This is a genomic window from Rhodococcus sp. AQ5-07, from assembly GCF_009707305.1.
GTDB lineage: Bacteria > Actinomycetota > Actinomycetes > Mycobacteriales > Mycobacteriaceae > Rhodococcus_F > Rhodococcus_F erythropolis.
Genome location: NZ_CP046099.1, coordinates 3,898,581 through 3,916,802 on the forward strand (window position 1 = coordinate 3,898,581; position 18,222 = coordinate 3,916,802).

Below are 18,222 nucleotides of genomic sequence, written 5' to 3' on the forward strand. Positions count from 1 at the left end.
CTCAGCCAGTCAGCTCGCTCTTGATCTCGTTCTTGAGAACTTTGCCGACCTTGGAGCGAGGTAGATCGTCCCAGACGATGACTTGCTTCGGAGTCTTCACACTTCCGATGCGAGACTTCACGAAAGCCATCACCTCGGCGCCGTCGATGTCTGCGCCGAGGTGTGGCTGCACCACTGCCACAACACGTTCGCCCCACTTGTCGTCCGGCAACCCGATCACTCCGCAGTCCTGAATCCCCGGATACGCCATGAGTGCCTGCTCCACCTCGACCGAATAGACGTTGAAACCGCCGGTGATGATCATGTCCTTCGCACGATCGACGATGAACAGGAAATTGTCCTCGTCCAGGTACCCGATGTCGCCGGTGTGATGCCAGCCGTGGGCTGACGCTTCCGCGGTTGCGTCGGAGTTCTTGTAATAACCCGCCATCACCAACGAACTGCGAATCACCACCTCACCACGCTCGCCACGTCCGAGCAGCGCGCCTTTGTCGTCCATGATCCCCACGGTCACCAGCGGCGACGGTCGACCCGCCGACGAAAGTCGTGACGTTGCGACAGTGCCGTCCGGGCCGAAATGCTCCATCGGTGACATCGTCGAGATCATCATGGGGGCTTCGCTCTGCCCGAACAGCTGAGCCATGACCGGTCCGATCTTGTCGATCGCCTCCTCGAGCCTGGTCGGGGAGATCGGTGCCGCGCCGTACCAGAAACACTGCAGCGAGCTACGATCCGTTACCGCGAGGTCCTCGTGCTCGAGCAACATGTAGATGAGCGTCGGCGGCAGGAAGGTGTGAGTCACCTTGTGCTTCTGAACGTTCGCGAGGAAGTACCCGAGATCGGGCTTCGGCATGATCACCACTTCGCCGCCGAGGGCCATGATCGGGAAGCACAAAACACCGGCGGCGTGAGTCAACGGCGCCAACGCCAGATACACCGGGCGCCCCTCGAATGGATAACTCATCAAAGTGATTGCGGTCATCGTCTCGATGTTGTGCCCGGTCAACATCACGCCTTTGGGGCGGCCCGTCGTACCACCGGTACCGACCAGCATGGTGACGTCGTCGGGCGCCGCGACATCGAGTTCTTCTTCCCCGAGCCAGCTTTCGAGGGACTGTGCCGAATCCCATTCGCCGTCGATACAGACGAGCGTCACCAACTGTGGAAGCGCGTCCTTGATCTGGTCGACAAGCGGCGCATAGGACTTCTGGAAGAACAGAGCGCGACAATCGAACAGATCCAACAGGTCTCGGTTCTCCGCAGCTTCGTTGCGGGGGTTGATCGGGCACCAGACCGCGCCAGCCCTACTGATACCGAATACGCAGGAGAACGAGATCGGGTCATTGCCGGACAAAATCGCGACCTTCTCGCCCGCCGCGATGCCCGAAGCAGCGAGCGAAGCTGCGAAGCGTCGGCTGAACTGTTGCACCTCGCCGTAGGAGAGAGTGCGCTCCCCCATCGTCAAACACGGTGCGGTGGAACCAAGAGAGGCTCCCTTGTCGAGATAGTCGGTCAAACGCATGGGGAGCCTCCAGGGCGGGGCTCCCGGCGCGATGCACGCCGGGAGCCGTGAACATGATAACGAGGGCGACGAGCTAGGCGTTGATGGTTACTTCCGGCTCCAGAGCCAGCCCGAAACTACGTAGCGCGCCAAGCAGTTCGCGATGGCCGAACGCCTGGCAGGCCGAGGCAAGCCCGGTCCGCTTGGGCGCCTGCTGAAGCAACGAATGCGCTGCATAGGCGTGCAGGAGGCCCGTCTGCTTGTAGTTGCAGTTTCCGTGAATCACGACGTGCGAGCGACCCAGCGGACCCGACGCGTAGACCGAGTCGAGTGAGGTGTTGATGCGCGGATTTTCACGAGGGGGCATACCCGCCTGAACCGAACCGGCGATCTCGGCCAAGGCGGCTTCCTGCTCGTCGGCGGGCAGGGTCTTGATCTGCTCCTCCACGATCTTCTGTGTCGCGACAACACCTTCCATCACGGTGCGGTCGAACACCCCACCCGCAGCCTTGACGTTGGAAACTCGCGGATCGTTCTTGAACCACACCGGGTGGCAAGTTCCGCCCCACGGCAATGCAAGCGCAGTTTCGTGCTGGCCGGGAACGACGACGTCGAAAGTCTGGCCGGGCGCCCACTGCACGTACTTGTTCTGCTCGAGGTAGTACCAGTTCGCTTTGAGGATGGTGAAGATCGTCTGAGTGGAGGCATAGGTGGGAAATCCCTTCCACAGCACGAGAATGTCGAGCGTATCGAGACCCGGCGTTTCCAGTGCGATGTTGGCCGCGATCTCACCGGTGGTGTACATCTGCGCGATACCGGGCGAGAGAAGCAGACCCTTCTCCTGGTACTTGTCGCCGAATTTCTCCTGGACGTCGAGTACCCAGTCCTGCTCACCGGTGGTGTCCATGTAGTGGCAACCGGCATTCAACGCAGCCTCGACGACGGTGCCGCCAAGCTTGATGAACGGCCCGACCATGTTGCTGACAACCTGTGCGCCGGTGAACAGTTCAGTGAGCGCCTCGACGGTGTGCTCGACCTCGACGACCTCGTGATCGACGGTGTCCAAACCGGGGATCTTGTCGAGGACCTCTTGGATGCGAGCGGCGTCGCGACCGGCTGCGATGAACGGGATGTTGAACTCGCGCAGGTATTCACACACCAGACGGCCGGTGTACCCGGAGACGCCGTAGACGATGACTGGCTTCTTTTCGGACATGTTCGTGGAACCTTTCGAAGACGTGAGGAGGGTGTACGTGCGAATGGGGAGGGCGAGTTACATGCCCATGCCACCGTCGACCGGTAGGCCGATTCCGGTGATGAATCGCGCGGCGTCGGAGGACAAGAACACCACGGCGTCAGCCATGTCGTTCACTTCACCAAGGCGGCCGAGCGGGGTGAGACCGATGACGTCGCCGACTGCCGCTTCGGCACTGGGCCACAGGCCGAGCTTCTCCATGTCCGCCGCGAGTCCGAGACCCATCTCCGTGGCGACGAGGCCCGGATAGATGCAGTTGACGCGGACTCCGTAGCCGAGCTTGCCCGACTCGGCGGCGGCAACTCTGGTGAAGCGATCGACCGCGGACTTGGTCGCGGAGTATCCACTGATCCCGGGAAACGGAATGGTTGCGGCCACTGAAGAGATGTTGATGATGGAGCCGCCGGTTCCGGCTACGCCACCCGGACGCATGCTGCGCAGTCCGTGTTTAGTTCCGAGCGCTGTTCCGAGGATGTTGACCTCACACATACGGCGGATGTCGCCCGGATCGAGGTCGACCACCAGCGAGGAAATCTCGATGCCTGCGTTGTTGACGAGGATGTCGAAGCCGCCGAGAGTCTCCGCGGTGGCGGCGACTGCCTCTTCCCAGTTGGCGTCGTCGGTGACGTCCAGCTTTACGAAGCCGGTTTTGACTCCGCCCGAACCAACGGCCTCTGCGGTGGCACGACCTTCGTCTTCGAGAACATCGCCGATCATCACCGACGCCCCCGCCTTCGCCAACGCCTCAGCCATTCCGGCTCCGAGCCCCTTGGCACCACCTGTGACCAGTGCTTTTCGTCCCTCGAGATCAAACACGCTCATTTTCGACTGCCTCCATGACTGAAACGACTCTCGCGATGCCACCGTTCACAGCGACGCTGCCAAGTGGTGTGAGTCACAGAGTATTCAACTTTGGACGAGTGTCAAGAGAAATCTTGACGACTGTCAAGATTTTGTTACACGCTCGTCAAAGACCAGGGGTTACACTGATTCGGACGCGGCGATCGTGCCGCTGTGGAAACCGCAGGGAACAGGACGTGCCATCGTGACCACGACAGTCGAGAAGCCAAGTGGGGCAGGAAAAAAGGCGGTTCCTGTCTCTTCGGAGAAGCGGTCCAACGCAGACAAGGTGTCACGTCGTCAGGTCGACAAATTCTCCGAGCGACGTGATCAACTGGCCGAGGCCGCACTGCAAACGCTGGCCGAACTGGGCTACGCACGCACGAGCCTGCGCGAAATCGCCCAGAATTCGGAGTTCTCCCACGGCGTCCTGCACTACTACTTCAGCGACAAGGTCGATCTCATCACCCACTGCGTGCGCCACTACAAGGCACGCTGCGTCACCCGCTACGACGGCATCGTCGCCACCGCTCAGACGCCGGAGGAACTGAAAACGGGTTTCGGCGCACTGCTCGCCGAGACCATGATCGACGAGCCGACGATGCACCGCCTCTGGTACGACCTGCGCGCGCAGTCGATGTTCGAGGAGTCGTTCCGAACCGACGTGGCCGCGATCGACGAGAGTCTCGAAAACATGATCTGGCGCATCGTTTCTCGCTATGCCGAGCTTCTCGACGTGGAGCCCTCGGTCACCTCGCCGGCGATGTACGCGATCTTCGACGGCCTGTTCCAGCAGAGTCTGCTGCGCCATCTGTCCGGTGATCAGACTGCCGCGAACTATCTTTCGGAGAGCGTCCAGCAGATGCTGCCCCTGGTAGTGCCCACACCCTGAGCCGGCACCACGTCCTGAGTCGGCTCAGCGAGCAGCGATGCCTTCCGCGACGTACCTGGCACCGCGATCGAATTCGCCGACCACGTCGTAATCGGCGTCTTGCCGCCAGAAGCGAACCAACGCTCCGTACGTACCGCCGATCATCTGCGCGAGAAACAGCGGCGGGTAGTCCGATCTAACTTCGCCGGCTTCGATACCGGCAGTGACGATCCGCAGAAGTTCCACATGGAACCGATGATCGTGTGCCGCCCCCGCTCCGGAGGAGGCGAAGTCGCGCTCGAGTTCTGCAGTCACCATGCGCAGATAGCGCGGATGCATGATCGCTTGTTGCGCAAAGTCCTGAAAAATCCGGGAGATCCGATCAGAGGTCGGCATCGGAGATTCCATGAGCTGATCCACCAGTGCCGCAAGCTGATCGAGATGATCACTGTGCAGCGCCTCGAGAACCGAGTCCTTGCCCTGGAAGTAATTGAAGAAGGTGGCTCGCGACACCTCGGCTCGCTCGGCGATGTCGTCGACGGTCGTGCTGGCGAAACCCTTTGCCGAGAACAGAATTCGAGCAGCTAAGAGCAACCTGTCGTTGGTATCGCGCTTGTTCTGTTCTCGTTTGGAAATCACGTCGACCTGCCTTTCTCCGCCTCAGGACACAGTCTTCGCCACAGTCCGGAATGTGTCCAATGTCGGTCTCGCCAGTTGACGCACCACCCCTTCGATAGATGGACTACAGTCCAATTATGTCGACTGTTTCCACAGAACGCCACGACCGCGTTCTCATCGTCAGAATCGAACGCGAAGAACGTCGTAATGCGATCAATCGTGAAACTGCCGAGGGAATCGAAGCCGCACTGAACCTTCTCGACGACGACCCTTCTCTGTGGGTCGGCATCATCACCGGAACCCCCAACATCTTTTGCGCCGGAACCGATATCCGAGAGCGAGCCGACCTTCGCATGCCTCGCGGCGGTGAGTACGGCGTCATTCGGCGTCAGCGAAACAAGCCTCTGATCGCCGCAGTGGAGGGATACGCGCTGGGCGGCGGCTTCGAAATCGCATTGGCCTGCGATCTGATCGTCGCTTCCGCCACAGCCCAATTCGGTCTACCCGAAACCAAACGCGGTCTGGTTGCGACGTCCGGTGCGCTCTTTCGGGCGCCACGTGCCCTTCCGATCAATGTCGCTCGCGAACTCCTGATCACCGGGCGCACTCTCGATCCCGATCGGGCCAAAGATCTCGGCGTCGTCAATGCAGTGACTGCCCCGGGTAAGGCGCTCGACGAGGCTCTGGTGATGGCGGCCGAGATCTGCGAGTCCTCTCCGACCTCGGTAAGCCTGAGCCTGAAGGCAATCGACGCTCTCTACGCCGAGGCCGATACTGCCGGATGGACCATCACCGACGACGCCAAGGACGCGGTGCTCCGATCGCCGGACATCGCCGAAGGACTCGACGCTTTTGCGAGCCGTCGGACGCCGCAGTGGAGCGGACTGCCGCCCACATGAGCGACCACGATCCGAGACGGATTTCCTATAGGGCTGGTCGGAAAGGGTGTGAACCGGTTACAGTCTCTTCCGTGACGGGAATTGGCGCATACGAGACGGGCACGCTGCTGACGCGGCGACGCCATGTCGATTTTGCGCACGTCTGTACATCCGGGTGTCCGATCTACTGATCGGACCTACGACGTGAGCGCCGCTCACGTCGATACTCGTATGTACACCCAGATCAGGGGACATTTCTGTCATGACCACCGCTTCGATCTCGCACCTGAGTTCCGTCGTAGCAGCCAATGCCGACGCCATCGACAAGGACGCAAGCAAAGCGCACGTCGTCTTCAAGGCATCCGCTCAGGCGCACGACGCCGTTGCCAGCACCATTTCTCTCGGTAAGTACAGCGTCGAGGTCGACGAGCCGCCGGCCCTCGGCGGCGAGAACACCGCAGCCAATCCCGTCGAGTACTACCTCGCATCCCTGCTCTCCTGCCAGGTGGTCACCTACCGTGTGTGGGCGGACAAGCTTGGTATCGCGCTCGACGACATCTCGGCCAGGGCAGAAGGCGACCTCGACGTTCGTGGATTCTTCGGATTCGACGATGCCGTCCGCCCGGGATTCTCCGAGGTTCGCGTCGTGGTGACCCTGACCGGTCCGGAAACTCGCGAGCGATACCTCGAGTTGCAGGAGACGGTCGACGCCCACTGCCCCGTACTCGATCTCACCCGAAATCCCGTCCCAGTGCATACAGTCGTCGAAACCGCCTGACCCGCACCAACCCACCTTCACCACGGAGTATGAATTCATGAGCGAGAACACCCCCGTCGACACCGATCCGACCGCAGATTGGTCGTTCGAAACCAAGCAGGTCCACGCCGGACAGGGCCCGGACAGCGCTACCAACGCTCGAGCGCTTCCGATCTACCAGACCACCAGCTACGTCTTCGACAACACCGACCATGCGGCGGCGCTCTTCGGCCTCGCCGAGCCGGGCAACATCTACACCCGCATCATGAACCCGACGCAGGACGCCGTCGAGCAGCGCATCGCCGCTCTCGAAGGCGGAGTCGCGGCTCTGCTGGTTGCGTCCGGTCAGGCCGCCGAGTCCTTCGCGATCCTCAACCTCGCCGAGGCCGGGGACCACATCGTCTCCAGCCCTCGCCTGTACGGCGGCACGTACAACCTCTTCCACTACACGCTGCCCAAGCTCGGCATCACCGTCGACTTCGTCGAGGACCCGGACAACCTCGATCACTGGCGTGAGGCAATCCGTCCGAACACCAAGGCGTTCTACGGCGAAACCATCTCCAACCCCAAGAACGACGTGTTCGACATCCCCGGCATCAGCGCAGTCGCTCATGAGCACGGTATCCCGCTGATCGTGGACAACACGGTTGCAACTCCGTACCTCATTCAGCCGCTGAAGCACGGCGCCGACATCGTCGTCCACTCCGCCACCAAATACCTTGGTGGACACGGCACCGCGATCGCCGGCGTCATCGTCGACGGCGGCACGTTCGACTGGACCCAGGGACGCCACACCAACTTCACGACCCCCGACCCCAGCTACCACGGCGTCACCTTCGCCGATCTCGGTGCACCCGCCTACGCCCTCAAGGCACGCGTTCAGCTTCTGCGCGACCTCGGCTCGGCCATCGCACCGTTCAACGCCTTCCTCATCTCGCAGGGCATCGAGACACTGAGCCTGCGCATCGAGCGCCACGTGTCCAACGCCCAGAAGGTCGCGAAATTCCTCGAGGGCCGCGCCGAAGTCACGTCGGTCGCGTACGCCGGACTGGAATCCTCACCCTGGCACGAGCGTGGAAAGCAGCTGGCTCCCAAGGGAACCGGCGCCATCGTCGCGTTCGAGCTCGCCGGTGGAGTCGACGCAGGCAAGAAGTTCGTCAACGCACTGACGCTGCACAGCCACGTCGCCAACATCGGTGACGTTCGCTCACTCGTCATCCACCCCGCGTCGACGACGCACTCGCAGCTCACCCCCGAGGAGCAGCTCGCTTCGGGTGTCACCCCGGGGCTTGTCCGCCTCGCGGTCGGTATCGAAGGAATCGACGACATCCTCGCCGACCTCGAAACCGGTTTGGCAGCAGCAGCTTCCTGATCGAGCACAAGAAAAAGCTCGGTCCCGACAGGCGTCGGGACCGAGCTTTTTTGTTGCGTCAGAACTAGCTCTTGGGTGTGAACGCGGCCAGCGGTTCACTGTCGGACCAGTCATGGCCCCAGTAGCTGTCCGCCGTGATTTCCTCAGCGGTGTAGAAGGTTTCGTCGACAAGCGTGCCTTCGCAACCGAACTCGAGATCCCAGCCACCGGGTGCGCGCACGTAGAACGAGACCATCTTGTCGTTCGTGTGGCGACCCAACGTCGAGGAGATCGAGAAGCCGAGCTTGGCAACACGATCGAGAGCCTGACCGACGGCGTCGAGAGTCTCGGCTTCCATCATCAGATGCACGAGACCGGGTTCGTCAACCGGCGGCGCCGGGCACAGCGCCAGGCTGTGGTGGCGCTGGTTGACACCCATGAAGCGAACGCGGCGAGCCGGCGGCGGCGCATCGATTCCGCCGAGACGGATGGAACCGCGCGGGAGGAATCCGAGCACCTCGGTGTAGAAGGTGTACGCCTCGTCGAAACGCGTAACCGGAAGCACCACATGGCCGAGTCCCTGATCACCGGTGACAAAGCGGCCGCCGTGCGGGGTGACCAACGGGCTGTGGTCGAGTACCGGTCCGAAGAAAACCTCGACGCGGTTGCCGTTGGGATCGTCGAATGCGATGACCTGCTCGGCATCGCGGTAGCTGGCGTCGACCTCGGAAAGAACCTCGACCTCGACTCCGGCCTTCTCGACCTCTTCACGAACACGCTGGAGCGCGAACTGATCTCGCACTTCCCAACCCACTGCGAGAGCCTTGTCCGTCTCACCGGGCAGGACGATCAGTCGCGCACGACGCTCGTCCAGGCGCAAGTAGAGGCCGTCGGCTTCCGGGCCACTACCGACCGCGAGGCCGAGTCCGTCGACCACGAGCTCGCGCCAGCGAGCCACGTCCTGCGTTTGGATCCTGAGATACCCCAGGCCCCGAATTTCAGTCATGCCTAACCGTCCTTGCTTCGAGAGTGATTGTGGGACTAGATCATCGAGCGGTGGATGCCCTGCGGTTCGCCACCGAGCTGCGAGAGCGTCGACGCGTGGAAGATGGAACCGGGTACGTGGATCGCGTGCGCGAGACCGGCATGAGCGTCACGCCAGAACCGCTGCATCGGCGTGTTCAACTGCAACGCGCCACCACCGGAACGAGCAAAGATCTCGTCCACCGCCCGCACCGCACGCCACGCCGCAGCAGTCTGCGTACGCCGACCGATCGCACGAAGCTCGAACGAAACTTCCTGACCCTTCTCGGTCATGTCCCAGAAACGATCCACCGTCTCCAAGATCGCAGCCCGAGAAGCAGCGATCTCGGCCGCCGCCTCACCGATCGCGAACAGCACGTACGGATCTTCCTTGATCGGAACACCACTGACCGTCACACGCTCACGCTGCGCCGCCATGTTGCACGCCAACGCACCCTCAGCGATACCGATCAACGACGAAGTGATCCCCAACGGGAAAATGCAGGAGAACGGGAACTTGTACAACGTCTCCGTACGGCCCGCTTCCTTCCACGCCGTCCCGTCGTACACCTTTCCGGCGTCGATCGTGCGGTAGGTGGGCAGGAACGCGTCCTTGACGATCAGGTCCTTCGACCCGGTTCCGCGCAGCCCCACGACATTCCAGCTGTCCTGGTCGATGTCGTAATCGGAGCGCGGCAGCAGTACGTGCAGGTGCTTCGGCGGCATCAACGGCTTACCGGACTCGTCACCGACCATCGCGCCGATCATGATCCAGTCACAGTGATCGGTACCGGACGAGAACGACCAGCGACCGTTGAGGATGTAGCCACCCTCGACCGGCCTCGCCACGCCCATCGGCGCATACGGTGACGCCATCCACGTATCGGGATCGGTTCCCCACACCTCTTCCTGAGCCTTGCGCTCGAAGAACGCAAGCTCCCACGGATGAACACCGACGATGCCGCTGACCCAGCCCGTGGCACCGTCCATCGCACCGATAGCCATTGCCGTCTCGGCGAATTCACGCGGATGTGCCTCGAGGCCTCCGAACTCCTTCGGCTGGAACATCCGGATGACGCCGGAGTCGCGCAGGCGCTTCGCGCTGCCGTCCGTCAAGCGCATCAGCTTGTCGCCCTCGACTCCGTCGGCGCGGATCTCGTCGGCGAACTGTGAGATGTTGTCCAGAACCTGACCCATGATTTTTCCGGCTTTCTGGTTTCGCTACCCGGCGAGTGCCTGGGCAGAATGAAAATCTGTTGGTGAAACGGTGGCAGGTAGCCCGCCGAAGTGCAGAAACGCTTCCCGGTGAGTGGGAGCACCCCCTGTGCGCCTTTTTGGTAGTGGGGGCTACCAAAAAGGCGCACGGGGGCGAAGCCCCTTACTTGCCTTCTGGACGCGTCAGGAATGCCAGAACGGACGCGACCCAGGCGTCACGGGCTTCGATCATCGTCCAGTGTCCGCAGTTGGGGAAGATGTGAACTTCGCCGTTGGGGATATCACGCATCGGCAGTATCGCCATGTCCACGGGGCTGACGCGGTCGTCGCGTCCCCAGGTCAACAGCGTCGGCGCCTTGATCTTGTTCAGCTGCGCCCAGTACGGCACGGCGGTCGACGCAGCGCCAGCCGCGCCCATGGCGGCCATGGCCTTGCTGCTGTACATACGTCGGGCGATTTCGAGCGTCGTCGGCTCGGTGGCCAGAGCCCAGCGCTCTTCGATCAACTGCTCGGTGACGACGGCGCGGTCGAAGACCATCGAATGCAACCAGCGGACGAGAGCTTCGCGAGTGGGGTTGTCGGTGAACTCCATGAGAAGTTTGATGCCTTCACCGGGGCCCGGCGAGAAGGTGTTCTTTCCCATGCCGCCGATGGTGACGAGCTTGCTCACCCGGTGCGGTTCGTCGATCGCGACCTTGGTGGCGACGATGCCGCCCATGGAGTTGCCGATCATGTGGACAGGTCCGAGGCCGAGGCCGTCGAGGAACATCCCCACCGATGCCTGCGCCATCATCATCGGGTGGTCGGGGCCGGGATCGCTGACGCCGAATCCGGGGAACTCGAGAACGTAGCAGTGGAAGTGCTCCGCGAAGTCCGCGAGAACGCCGCGGTAATTACGCCAACCCGTGACACCGGGGCCCGAACCGTGCAGCAGCAGGAGCGGCGGGCCGTCGCCGGCTTCGTGGTACCGGAGCACACCGAGATCGGTCTGCAGTTCCTTCAGGGTTCCCTCGTAGCTCAGTTCAGTCGTCATGGTCCGAACGGTGCCATCAGTACCGCTGAGCTGCTATGACTCGTCCCGATCAGCGAGACAAGTCGATCAAAATACGTCAGATCCAGTGGTCGGACGACGCTGCCAGCAGGCGATCCATCGTCTCCGCCGAGAACGTATTGGTCGGAACGGGAGGCGTCTTGCGGCCGCGGCGAGGAGCACCCAGTTCGGGGTACAACGTCCGCGAGACCTCGCGAGCCGCGTCGACGACCAGCGGAGCAACTCGCTCGAGCTGAGCGGTCCGCATGTCACCACACAACGCGATGCTGCCGACGGGGCCCTCGTGTCCGCGAATTGCCGAAGCCACACATGCGACTCCACGCGCCGACTCCCCGCGTTCGAAGGCCAGTCCCCGACGCTGACGGATGCGGTTCAGTTCCTGATGGAGCACGGCGACGTCGGTGATGGTGTTCTCGGTGCAGCGGGGAAGTGCCGACCCGAACAGAGCGTCGACGCGCTCGGGGTCGATCCATGCCAGCATCGCCTTGCCGCCGGCCGTCGAATGAGCGAGCACTCTGCCGCCGACGCGGGACGGCAGCGCCGCGGCGAATCGTCCGCCGACCTTGTCGAGGTAGACGCTCTCGCGTCCGTCGAGCACCGACAGGTGAACGACCATGCCGGTCTGCAGGTGCAGTTCGTGCAGAAGCGGTGCTGCGGCTTCGCGGATCTGGCTGTGGCCGCCGTCGCCACCACCGAGGCCGAGCGCGCGGCGCCCGAGGCAGTAGCCGAACGATGCGTGATCGACCCAGTCCAGCTTGACGAGCTGATCGAGAATGCGGTGGACGGTGGACCGCGGCAACTGAGTGCGGCACGCGACTTCTTCCAGCGTCAGCCGCGCGGCGCGGCCGTCGAAGGCGTCGAGAATCAATGTCATCCGCTCGACCATCGACGGCGGCAGATCCTTCTTGGGTTGCCCGGCGGCGTTCTGGACGGTGGACAGTGTGTCGTTCATGTCAACGATGGTCATGGACGCCTCCCGAAAACTGGAATTGATTCTACCGACTATAACCCAGGTCACAGTTTCTGGAAAGTGAATCGGTCGTTTCGATCCCGATCAGCGGTAATTCACCCGCCGCCGCGTCGGTGGGAGCGCTATAAACGCCCGATGCACCTGGGAATCGTCACGCCGGTCCTGATTCAGCACCCGAGCACGCGTTCGGAGTGGGAGGCGAGTGCTGACATCGGCGAGATCGCCACAGTGGCTGCCACGGCGGATCGACTCGGTTTCCATCATCTGACCTGCAGTGAACACGTGGCGGTTCCCGAGGAAATTGCCGCCGAACGCGGCGGAACCTATTGGGATCCGCTCGCCACGCTGGGCTACCTGGCCGCACGCACGTCGCGGATCCTCCTGGCGACGCAGGTGCTGGTACTGGGTTATCACCACCCCCTCGAGATCGCCAAGCGCTACGGAACGCTTGATCGCGTCAGCAACGGACGCCTGATACTCGGTCTCGGAGTGGGGACTCTGAAACAAGAATTCGATCTCATAAATGCTCCGTTCGTCGACCGAGGAGCACGTGCCGACGACGCTCTGGCAGCACTTCGAGCATCACTGTCGACTCCGACTCCGGAGTATCACGGCGAGTTCTACGACTACTCCGGATTTGTCGTCGAACCCCATGCCGTCCAGAAACGTGTGCCCCTCTGGATCGGCGGCCGGACAAAGAGATCGTTGCGCCGGGCCACCACACACGGCGACGGGTGGGTGCCGTTCGGGCTGCGATTCTCCGAACTGAAGGAAATGCTCGACGCCACGACACTCCCCGACGGATTCGACGTAGTGCTTCCCGCCGGTGCTCCGCTCGATCCCCTCGGCAATCGCGAATCCGCCCTTCGCGCCTTGACACGCGTCCGTGACGCCGGGGCGACCATCGCCAGTTGCTCGGTCGGCGCTCGAAGCGTCGAGCACTACTGCGAACAACTCGAAGAACTTCACCGAATCGCCCTCGCCGAGGGCTTCTCTTTCACCACTTCCTGATTTGCCGACAATCCAATGCAAAGGACGTACCGATGACCGACTCGACCGCCCTGATCGAATCTCTGCTCGCCCGAGTGGAATTGCTCGAGGACAAGCTCGCGATCACCGAACTGCTGACCACGTACAGCCCTGCCGTCGACAGTGGATCAGCCGACGAGGTCGCGAACCTGTGGCTCGAGGACGGTGTCTACGACGTCGACACCGGCGCGATGCACGGCCGCGGCGAACTGCGCGCGATGGTTCACAGCGCCTCTCACCAGAACTGGATCATGAACGGCGCGGCTCACATGATGACGCCCGCGCACATCCGCATCGACGGCAACAAGGCCGTCGCGACCTGCCATTCGCAGTTGGTCATCAAGGACCCCGAGAACCCGACGGGGTTCAAGGTCCTCCGCATCACCGCGAACCGCTGGGAACTGATCAAGACCGACGGCGAGTGGAAGGTCGAACTGCGTACCAACGCGCTCCTCGACGGCCGACCCGAGGCCCGCGCTCTCCTGGCCGCCGGGGTGACTGCCTAACCCCTGTGCGCGGTTAGGGACCCTCTGCGGTCGCTGACCGCGCACAGCTGTTGAAAGTTCGGCTCCCCGAACTCTATAGTTCACATATTCGAACCAACAGGTCCGAGTACGTGTGACCAGGAGACCGATGAGCACCAGTACGCAAGAGCCGACGACTCCGCGCCGACGACCTACGGGGAGATCCATCGCCCTGCTCGGTCCGGCGTTCGTCGCGGCAATCGCGTACGTCGATCCGGGCAACGTCGCCGCCAACCTGACCGCCGGCGCGAAGTACGGCTATCTCCTCATCTGGGTGCTGGTACTCGCCAATGCAATGGCCGTCCTGGTGCAGTACCTGTCCGCGAAACTCGGGCTGGTCTCCGGCAGATCCTTGCCCGAAATGCTGGGTCAGCGCCTGCGTAAGAACAACCGCCGCGCCTTCTGGCTCCAGGCCGAGATGATGGCGATCGCGACCGACGTGGCCGAGGTCATCGGCGGCGCCATCGCACTCAACCTGCTCTTCAACATCCCGCTCTTCCTCGGCGGGCTGATCACCGGATGCGTGTCGATGGTGATCCTGACGATCCAAAGTCGGCGCGGACAGCGCACTTTCGAGTTCGTGGTCATGGGATTGCTGGCCATCATCACCATCGGCTTCCTGACCGGGCTCGCCTTCACCGACGTCTCCGGCAGCGAAGCGGTCGCCGGACTGGTCCCCCGCTTCGAAGGAACCGAGACCGTACTGCTCGCCGCCAGCATGCTCGGAGCAACGGTCATGCCGCACGCGATCTACCTTCACTCCGCATTGGCACGTGATCGCCACGGCCACATCAAACCCGGGCCACGGTTGCAGCGACTACTCAAAGTCACCCGTTGGGATGTCGTAGTCGCGTTGATCATCGCCGGTGGCGTGAACATCGGCATGCTGCTTCTGGCCGCTTCGGCGCTGCGCGGAGTACCCGGCACCGACACCATCGACGGCGCGCATGCCGCGATCGAGAATTCACTCGGTCCGGGTGTAGCCGTGGTGTTTGCGATCGGACTCCTCGCCTCCGGACTCGCGTCGACCTCCGTGGGGTGCGCGGCCGGCGCCGAGATCATGCATGGTCTTCTGGCCATTCGCATTCCGGTGATCACACGCCGAATCGTCACTCTCATCCCGGCACTGATCGTGCTCGGACTCGGCGTCGACCCGACGCTGGCACTCGTGCTCAGCCAAGTGGTCTTGAGCCTGTGCATCCCCTTCGCGATCATCCCGCTGGTGCGAATGACCTCGGACCCCGAACTCATGGGCGACGCGCGCAATGCCCCGTTCACGACCGTCGCGGCATGGATTGCGGCCGGCTTGATCGTTGCACTCAACGTCGCTCTGCTGGTTCTGACGGTGACAGGCTAGAGCACCAGAGCCACCCAACGCGTCCCTCACAAACGCGCTGGATGGCTCCGGCCGGACTAGGAAACTTGCTCGGCGAGAGTGGCCTTGGCCCAGCGATAGTCGGCCTTTCCGCTGGGAGAACGCCTGATCGACGGAACGTTCATGACGGTGCGCGGCACTTTGTACCGAGCGACCTGCGACGCGCAATGCTCACCGATCTCGGCAGCGTCCGGGACGTCGAAGCCTTCGCGGGTCGTGATGACCGCAGCGACGCGCTCACCGAACTTCGCATCCGGAATTCCCGCGACCAGAGCGTCGAGCACCGCCGGGTGACTCTTGAGTGCCTGCTCGACCTCTTCGGGGTACACCTTCTCCCCGCCGGTGTTGATGCACTGAGAACCACGCCCCAGCAGGACGATCGAGCCGTCGGCTTCCACGCGCCCGACGTCGCCGAGCACCGACATCCGCACCCCGTCGATCACCGGGAACGTAGCCGCGGTCTTGACCGGATCGTTGAAGTAACCGACCGGCACGTGACCACTGCGAGCGATGTAACCGGTCTCGGGCGATCCCGGCTCCAGTGGCCGCATCCTTTCGTCCACGACGCGGGTCTCGTCGCGAGCGGCGATGCGCATCAGGCCGTCTTCGCCGATTTCGAGATTGCCGTCGACGCCCGACTCCGAGGAGCCGAATCCGTCGCGGATCACCAGGTTCGGAAGTATCGACTTGAGCTGCTCCCGCAGTGAGAGCGAGAACAAGGCCCCGCCGGACGAGACCATGCCGACCGTGCCGAGGTCGTAATCTGCTGCGTTTGCTGCCAATTCGTCTGCGAGCGGACGGGCCATCGCGTCTCCGACGACGGTGATGGAGACGGCCTTCTCACTCCCGGCGAGCTGCAGGGTCGTCTTCGCGTCGAACCGCGCCATGAGAATTGCATTGGCGCCCATGAAGAATCCGGTGAACAGCGAGTACGACGCCGCACCATGCATCAGGGGTGCGGTACTGAGCATGTTCATCGCGGGAACGTTCGGCACCGCGGCGAACAGAGCCTCTGCGGTCGTGTGCGGCGGACCGAACGGATTTCCGCCGGTGAGCGCCGCGAAGTAGAAGTCTTCATGACGCCACATGACACCCTTGGGCATACCCGTCGTGCCGCCGGTATAGATGACAAAGAGGTCGTCGTTGCTGCGGGGCGCGAAGTCACGAGTGGCGGGCTGCTCCGCGGCAGCGTCGGCAAATCGAACGACGTCAACGCCTTCGATATCGCGGACGGCTGACTCGCCGACGACAACGACGTGCTTGATGCCGGGCGCGGCCGGGAGAACCGTCTCCACGACGGAAACGAACTCCTCGTCCACGATCAGTGCCACCGACTGCGAATCGTTGTACAGGTAGGTCAGTTCGGCGTCGACGTAGCGATAGTTGACGTTGATCGGGACCGCACGAATCTTGAGGCAGCCGAGCAAACTCTCGACGAACTCGACGCTGTTGCGCATGTGCAGAGCGACGTGATCGCCCGGCCCGACACCGACACTCGCCAAGTGGCGGGCAATGCGGTTCGAGCCCTCGTCCAGTTCGACGTAGGTGCGGCGACGGCCATCGCACACGAGCGCCGTGCGGTCCGGAATCAGATCCGAAATGCCCTCGTACAGATCTGCCAAATTCAGTGACACTGCTGGTGCCTTCCTTGATGTCCGGCCCGGTGAATTCGGGGCCGACCGTACTGCGTTTTCGGTGAGAACTATCCGACCCTGGAGCCGACGAGTGCGGCCGAGAACTGAGCGGATCGGTGGTGACGCAAACGCGTACGCGGTGGGATCGCCGCGTCGACCCAAGGTGGCATGCAGCGCTCGTGACCCAGATCACCGCTCCCGCTGAGTGAGACTGCTCCTCAGTTGGTCAAACTTCTGCTCAAAACTAGAACTAATTCTGATTTCGCTCGAATGATTTTTTCGGAAAGACTGCCGAACTCTCGACTTCAAATTAGAATGAATACTAATTTTGCTGTACCTACCCGGCAGACCGGATCGAAGGAGCACGACATGACGCAATCACTGAGCTTGGAAGGCAAAGTTGCCGCCGTCACCGGCGCCGGCGCCGGCCTGGGTCGCGCCGAAGCACTCGGACTCGCGGCTGCCGGTGCAGCCGTCATCGTCAACGACATGGGTGCAGCGGCCAACGACGTGGTCGACGAGATCAAGGCCGCAGGTGGACAGGCACTCGCCATCACCGGCGACGTCTCCGACTGGTCGCTCGGCGGGCGCATCATCGAAGAGGCTGTCAAGAACTTCGGATCCTTCGACATCCTCGTCAACAATGCAGGCATCCTGCGCGACAAGATGATCTTCAACCTGACCGAATCCGATTGGGACGACGTCATCCGCGTGCACCTCAAGGGCCACGCCGCCACCTCGCACGCAGCCGCAGTCCACTGGCGCGCAGCCAGCAAGGCAGCCGACGCACCGGTCTACGGCCGCATCATCAACACCTCTTCCGAGGCCTTCCTCTTCGGCAGCGCCGGACAGCCCAACTACTCGGCAGCCAAGGCCGGCATCACCGCTCTGACGCTCTCGAGCGCAGCAGGTCTCTCCCGCTACGGCGTCCGCACGAACGCGATCTGCCCCCGTGCCCGCACCGCCATGACGGCAGAAGCCTTCGGCGAGAACAACACCGGCGTCGTCGGCCTCGATCCGCTTGCACCCGAGCGCGTCGCGACCCTGGTCAGCTACCTCGCATCCCCCGATTCCGACGAGATCAACGGACAGGTCTTCGTCGTCTACGGCAAGATGGTGGCGTTGATGGAAGCACCCAAGGTCGAGAACCGTTTCGACGCAGCCGGATCCGCGTTCACCGTCGAAGAACTCGGTGGCCAGCTCTCGTCTTACTTCTCCGGCCGTGGGCCGTACGAAACCTACGCTGCCTACAGCATCGCCGGCCTCGAAAAGATCGCACTTGCAGTCGACGAGACCGCAACAGTTTAAGCAGCACTTACGAAGAGGAGCG

General features: G+C 62.6%; 17 protein-coding genes. 8 read left to right on the forward strand and 9 right to left on the reverse strand.

Going from position 1 to position 18,222, the window contains the following annotated elements:
• Nucleotide 1: 1 nt before the first annotated feature.
• The 3 genes from GJB56_RS18040 to GJB56_RS18050 all read right to left on the reverse strand — a co-directional run bounded on the left by GJB56_RS18040 (nucleotide 2) and on the right by GJB56_RS18050 (nucleotide 3,578).
• Entirely contained in the window at nucleotides 2-1,522 is a 1,521-nt protein-coding gene (locus tag GJB56_RS18040; RefSeq protein ID WP_042952969.1) for an AMP-binding protein, read from the reverse strand.
• A gap of 73 nt (nucleotides 1,523-1,595) precedes the next feature.
• Nucleotides 1,596-2,717: a DUF5938 domain-containing protein gene (locus GJB56_RS18045; protein WP_019745371.1), complete on the reverse strand. Its 1,122-nt coding sequence runs from the start codon at nucleotides 2,715-2,717 to the stop codon at nucleotides 1,596-1,598.
• Between the two features lie 57 nt (nucleotides 2,718-2,774).
• Nucleotides 2,775-3,578 carry an SDR family NAD(P)-dependent oxidoreductase gene (locus GJB56_RS18050; RefSeq protein WP_019745372.1) on the reverse strand — a complete coding sequence of 268 codons (804 nt, stop codon included), beginning with the start codon at nucleotides 3,576-3,578 and terminating at the stop codon, nucleotides 2,775-2,777.
• Nucleotides 3,579-3,885: 307 nt separating this feature from the next.
• Here GJB56_RS18050 and GJB56_RS18055 point away from each other — a divergent pair, with 307 nt between their 5' ends.
• Complete coding sequence (locus GJB56_RS18055; RefSeq protein WP_020909198.1) at nucleotides 3,886-4,488, forward strand: TetR/AcrR family transcriptional regulator; 603 nt, start codon at nucleotides 3,886-3,888, stop codon at nucleotides 4,486-4,488.
• Nucleotides 4,489-4,512: 24 nt separating this feature from the next.
• Here the strand turns inward: GJB56_RS18055 and GJB56_RS18060 are convergent, their stop codons facing one another.
• On the reverse strand, nucleotides 4,513-5,106 hold the full coding sequence (locus GJB56_RS18060) for a TetR/AcrR family transcriptional regulator (protein WP_019745374.1): 594 nt from the start codon (nucleotides 5,104-5,106) through the stop codon (nucleotides 4,513-4,515).
• Between the two features lie 116 nt (nucleotides 5,107-5,222).
• Here GJB56_RS18060 and GJB56_RS18065 point away from each other — a divergent pair, with 116 nt between their 5' ends.
• The 3 genes from GJB56_RS18065 to GJB56_RS18075 all read left to right on the forward strand — a co-directional run bounded on the left by GJB56_RS18065 (nucleotide 5,223) and on the right by GJB56_RS18075 (nucleotide 8,092).
• Entirely contained in the window at nucleotides 5,223-5,984 is a 762-nt protein-coding gene (locus GJB56_RS18065; protein WP_029537047.1) for an enoyl-CoA hydratase-related protein, read from the forward strand.
• A gap of 241 nt (nucleotides 5,985-6,225) precedes the next feature.
• Nucleotides 6,226-6,741 (forward strand): OsmC family protein, encoded by a 516-nt coding sequence (locus GJB56_RS18070; RefSeq protein ID WP_007732784.1) that lies wholly within the window; start codon nucleotides 6,226-6,228, stop codon nucleotides 6,739-6,741.
• 37 nt (nucleotides 6,742-6,778) lie between these two features.
• Nucleotides 6,779-8,092, forward strand: coding sequence for a bifunctional o-acetylhomoserine/o-acetylserine sulfhydrylase (locus GJB56_RS18075; protein WP_019745377.1), 1,314 nt, complete (start codon nucleotides 6,779-6,781; stop codon nucleotides 8,090-8,092).
• 64 nt (nucleotides 8,093-8,156) lie between these two features.
• Here the strand turns inward: GJB56_RS18075 and bphC are convergent, their stop codons facing one another.
• The 4 genes from bphC to GJB56_RS18095 all read right to left on the reverse strand — a co-directional run bounded on the left by bphC (nucleotide 8,157) and on the right by GJB56_RS18095 (nucleotide 12,327).
• Nucleotides 8,157-9,077, reverse strand: coding sequence for a biphenyl-2,3-diol 1,2-dioxygenase (gene bphC, locus GJB56_RS18080; RefSeq protein ID WP_020909199.1), 921 nt, complete (start codon nucleotides 9,075-9,077; stop codon nucleotides 8,157-8,159).
• Between the two features lie 35 nt (nucleotides 9,078-9,112).
• Nucleotides 9,113-10,291: an acyl-CoA dehydrogenase family protein gene (locus GJB56_RS18085; protein ID WP_113682583.1), complete on the reverse strand. Its 1,179-nt coding sequence runs from the start codon at nucleotides 10,289-10,291 to the stop codon at nucleotides 9,113-9,115.
• A gap of 181 nt (nucleotides 10,292-10,472) precedes the next feature.
• Complete coding sequence (locus tag GJB56_RS18090) at nucleotides 10,473-11,342, reverse strand: alpha/beta fold hydrolase (protein ID WP_113682584.1); 870 nt, start codon at nucleotides 11,340-11,342, stop codon at nucleotides 10,473-10,475.
• A gap of 76 nt (nucleotides 11,343-11,418) precedes the next feature.
• Nucleotides 11,419-12,327 (reverse strand): IclR family transcriptional regulator, encoded by a 909-nt coding sequence (locus GJB56_RS18095; RefSeq protein WP_020970849.1) that lies wholly within the window; start codon nucleotides 12,325-12,327, stop codon nucleotides 11,419-11,421.
• A gap of 138 nt (nucleotides 12,328-12,465) precedes the next feature.
• Between GJB56_RS18095 and GJB56_RS18100 the strand changes: the two genes are divergently transcribed.
• The 3 genes from GJB56_RS18100 (at nucleotide 12,466) to GJB56_RS18110 (ending at nucleotide 15,240) form a co-directional block, all read left to right on the forward strand.
• Nucleotides 12,466-13,341 (forward strand): TIGR03619 family F420-dependent LLM class oxidoreductase, encoded by an 876-nt coding sequence (locus GJB56_RS18100; protein ID WP_113682585.1) that lies wholly within the window; start codon nucleotides 12,466-12,468, stop codon nucleotides 13,339-13,341.
• Between the two features lie 32 nt (nucleotides 13,342-13,373).
• Complete coding sequence (locus tag GJB56_RS18105) at nucleotides 13,374-13,865, forward strand: nuclear transport factor 2 family protein (RefSeq protein WP_003939809.1); 492 nt, start codon at nucleotides 13,374-13,376, stop codon at nucleotides 13,863-13,865.
• A 127-nt stretch (nucleotides 13,866-13,992) separates the two neighbouring features.
• Complete coding sequence (locus tag GJB56_RS18110) at nucleotides 13,993-15,240, forward strand: Nramp family divalent metal transporter (protein ID WP_021345600.1); 1,248 nt, start codon at nucleotides 13,993-13,995, stop codon at nucleotides 15,238-15,240.
• A gap of 56 nt (nucleotides 15,241-15,296) precedes the next feature.
• Here GJB56_RS18110 and GJB56_RS18115 read toward each other — a convergent pair whose 3' ends face one another.
• Entirely contained in the window at nucleotides 15,297-16,892 is a 1,596-nt protein-coding gene (locus tag GJB56_RS18115) for an acyl-CoA synthetase (protein WP_080909927.1), read from the reverse strand.
• Nucleotides 16,893-17,261: 369 nt separating this feature from the next.
• Here GJB56_RS18115 and GJB56_RS18120 point away from each other — a divergent pair, with 369 nt between their 5' ends.
• On the forward strand, nucleotides 17,262-18,200 hold the full coding sequence (locus GJB56_RS18120) for a 3-oxoacyl-ACP reductase (RefSeq protein WP_007729451.1): 939 nt from the start codon (nucleotides 17,262-17,264) through the stop codon (nucleotides 18,198-18,200).
• The last annotated feature ends 22 nt before the right edge of the window (nucleotides 18,201-18,222 follow it).

Coding starts and splice junctions, on each gene's coding strand:
- GJB56_RS18040 (WP_042952969.1), bottom strand. CDS start 1,522: ATGCGTTTGACCGACTATCTCGACAAGGGAGCCTCTCTTGGTTCCACC.
- GJB56_RS18045 (WP_019745371.1), bottom strand. CDS start 2,717: ATGTCCGAAAAGAAGCCAGTCATCGTCTACGGCGTCTCCGGGTACACC.
- GJB56_RS18050 (WP_019745372.1), bottom strand. CDS start 3,578: ATGAGCGTGTTTGATCTCGAGGGACGAAAAGCACTGGTCACAGGTGGT.
- GJB56_RS18065 (WP_029537047.1), top strand. CDS start 5,223: ATGTCGACTGTTTCCACAGAACGCCACGACCGCGTTCTCATCGTCAGA.
- GJB56_RS18070 (WP_007732784.1), top strand. CDS start 6,226: ATGACCACCGCTTCGATCTCGCACCTGAGTTCCGTCGTAGCAGCCAAT.
- GJB56_RS18075 (WP_019745377.1), top strand. CDS start 6,779: ATGAGCGAGAACACCCCCGTCGACACCGATCCGACCGCAGATTGGTCG.
- bphC (WP_020909199.1), bottom strand. CDS start 9,077: ATGACTGAAATTCGGGGCCTGGGGTATCTCAGGATCCAAACGCAGGAC.
- GJB56_RS18085 (WP_113682583.1), bottom strand. CDS start 10,291: ATGGGTCAGGTTCTGGACAACATCTCACAGTTCGCCGACGAGATCCGC.
- GJB56_RS18090 (WP_113682584.1), bottom strand. CDS start 11,342: ATGACGACTGAACTGAGCTACGAGGGAACCCTGAAGGAACTGCAGACC.
- GJB56_RS18095 (WP_020970849.1), bottom strand. CDS start 12,327: ATGACCATCGTTGACATGAACGACACACTGTCCACCGTCCAGAACGCC.
- GJB56_RS18100 (WP_113682585.1), top strand. CDS start 12,466: ATGCACCTGGGAATCGTCACGCCGGTCCTGATTCAGCACCCGAGCACG.
- GJB56_RS18105 (WP_003939809.1), top strand. CDS start 13,374: ATGACCGACTCGACCGCCCTGATCGAATCTCTGCTCGCCCGAGTGGAA.
- GJB56_RS18110 (WP_021345600.1), top strand. CDS start 13,993: ATGAGCACCAGTACGCAAGAGCCGACGACTCCGCGCCGACGACCTACG.
- GJB56_RS18120 (WP_007729451.1), top strand. CDS start 17,262: ATGACGCAATCACTGAGCTTGGAAGGCAAAGTTGCCGCCGTCACCGGC.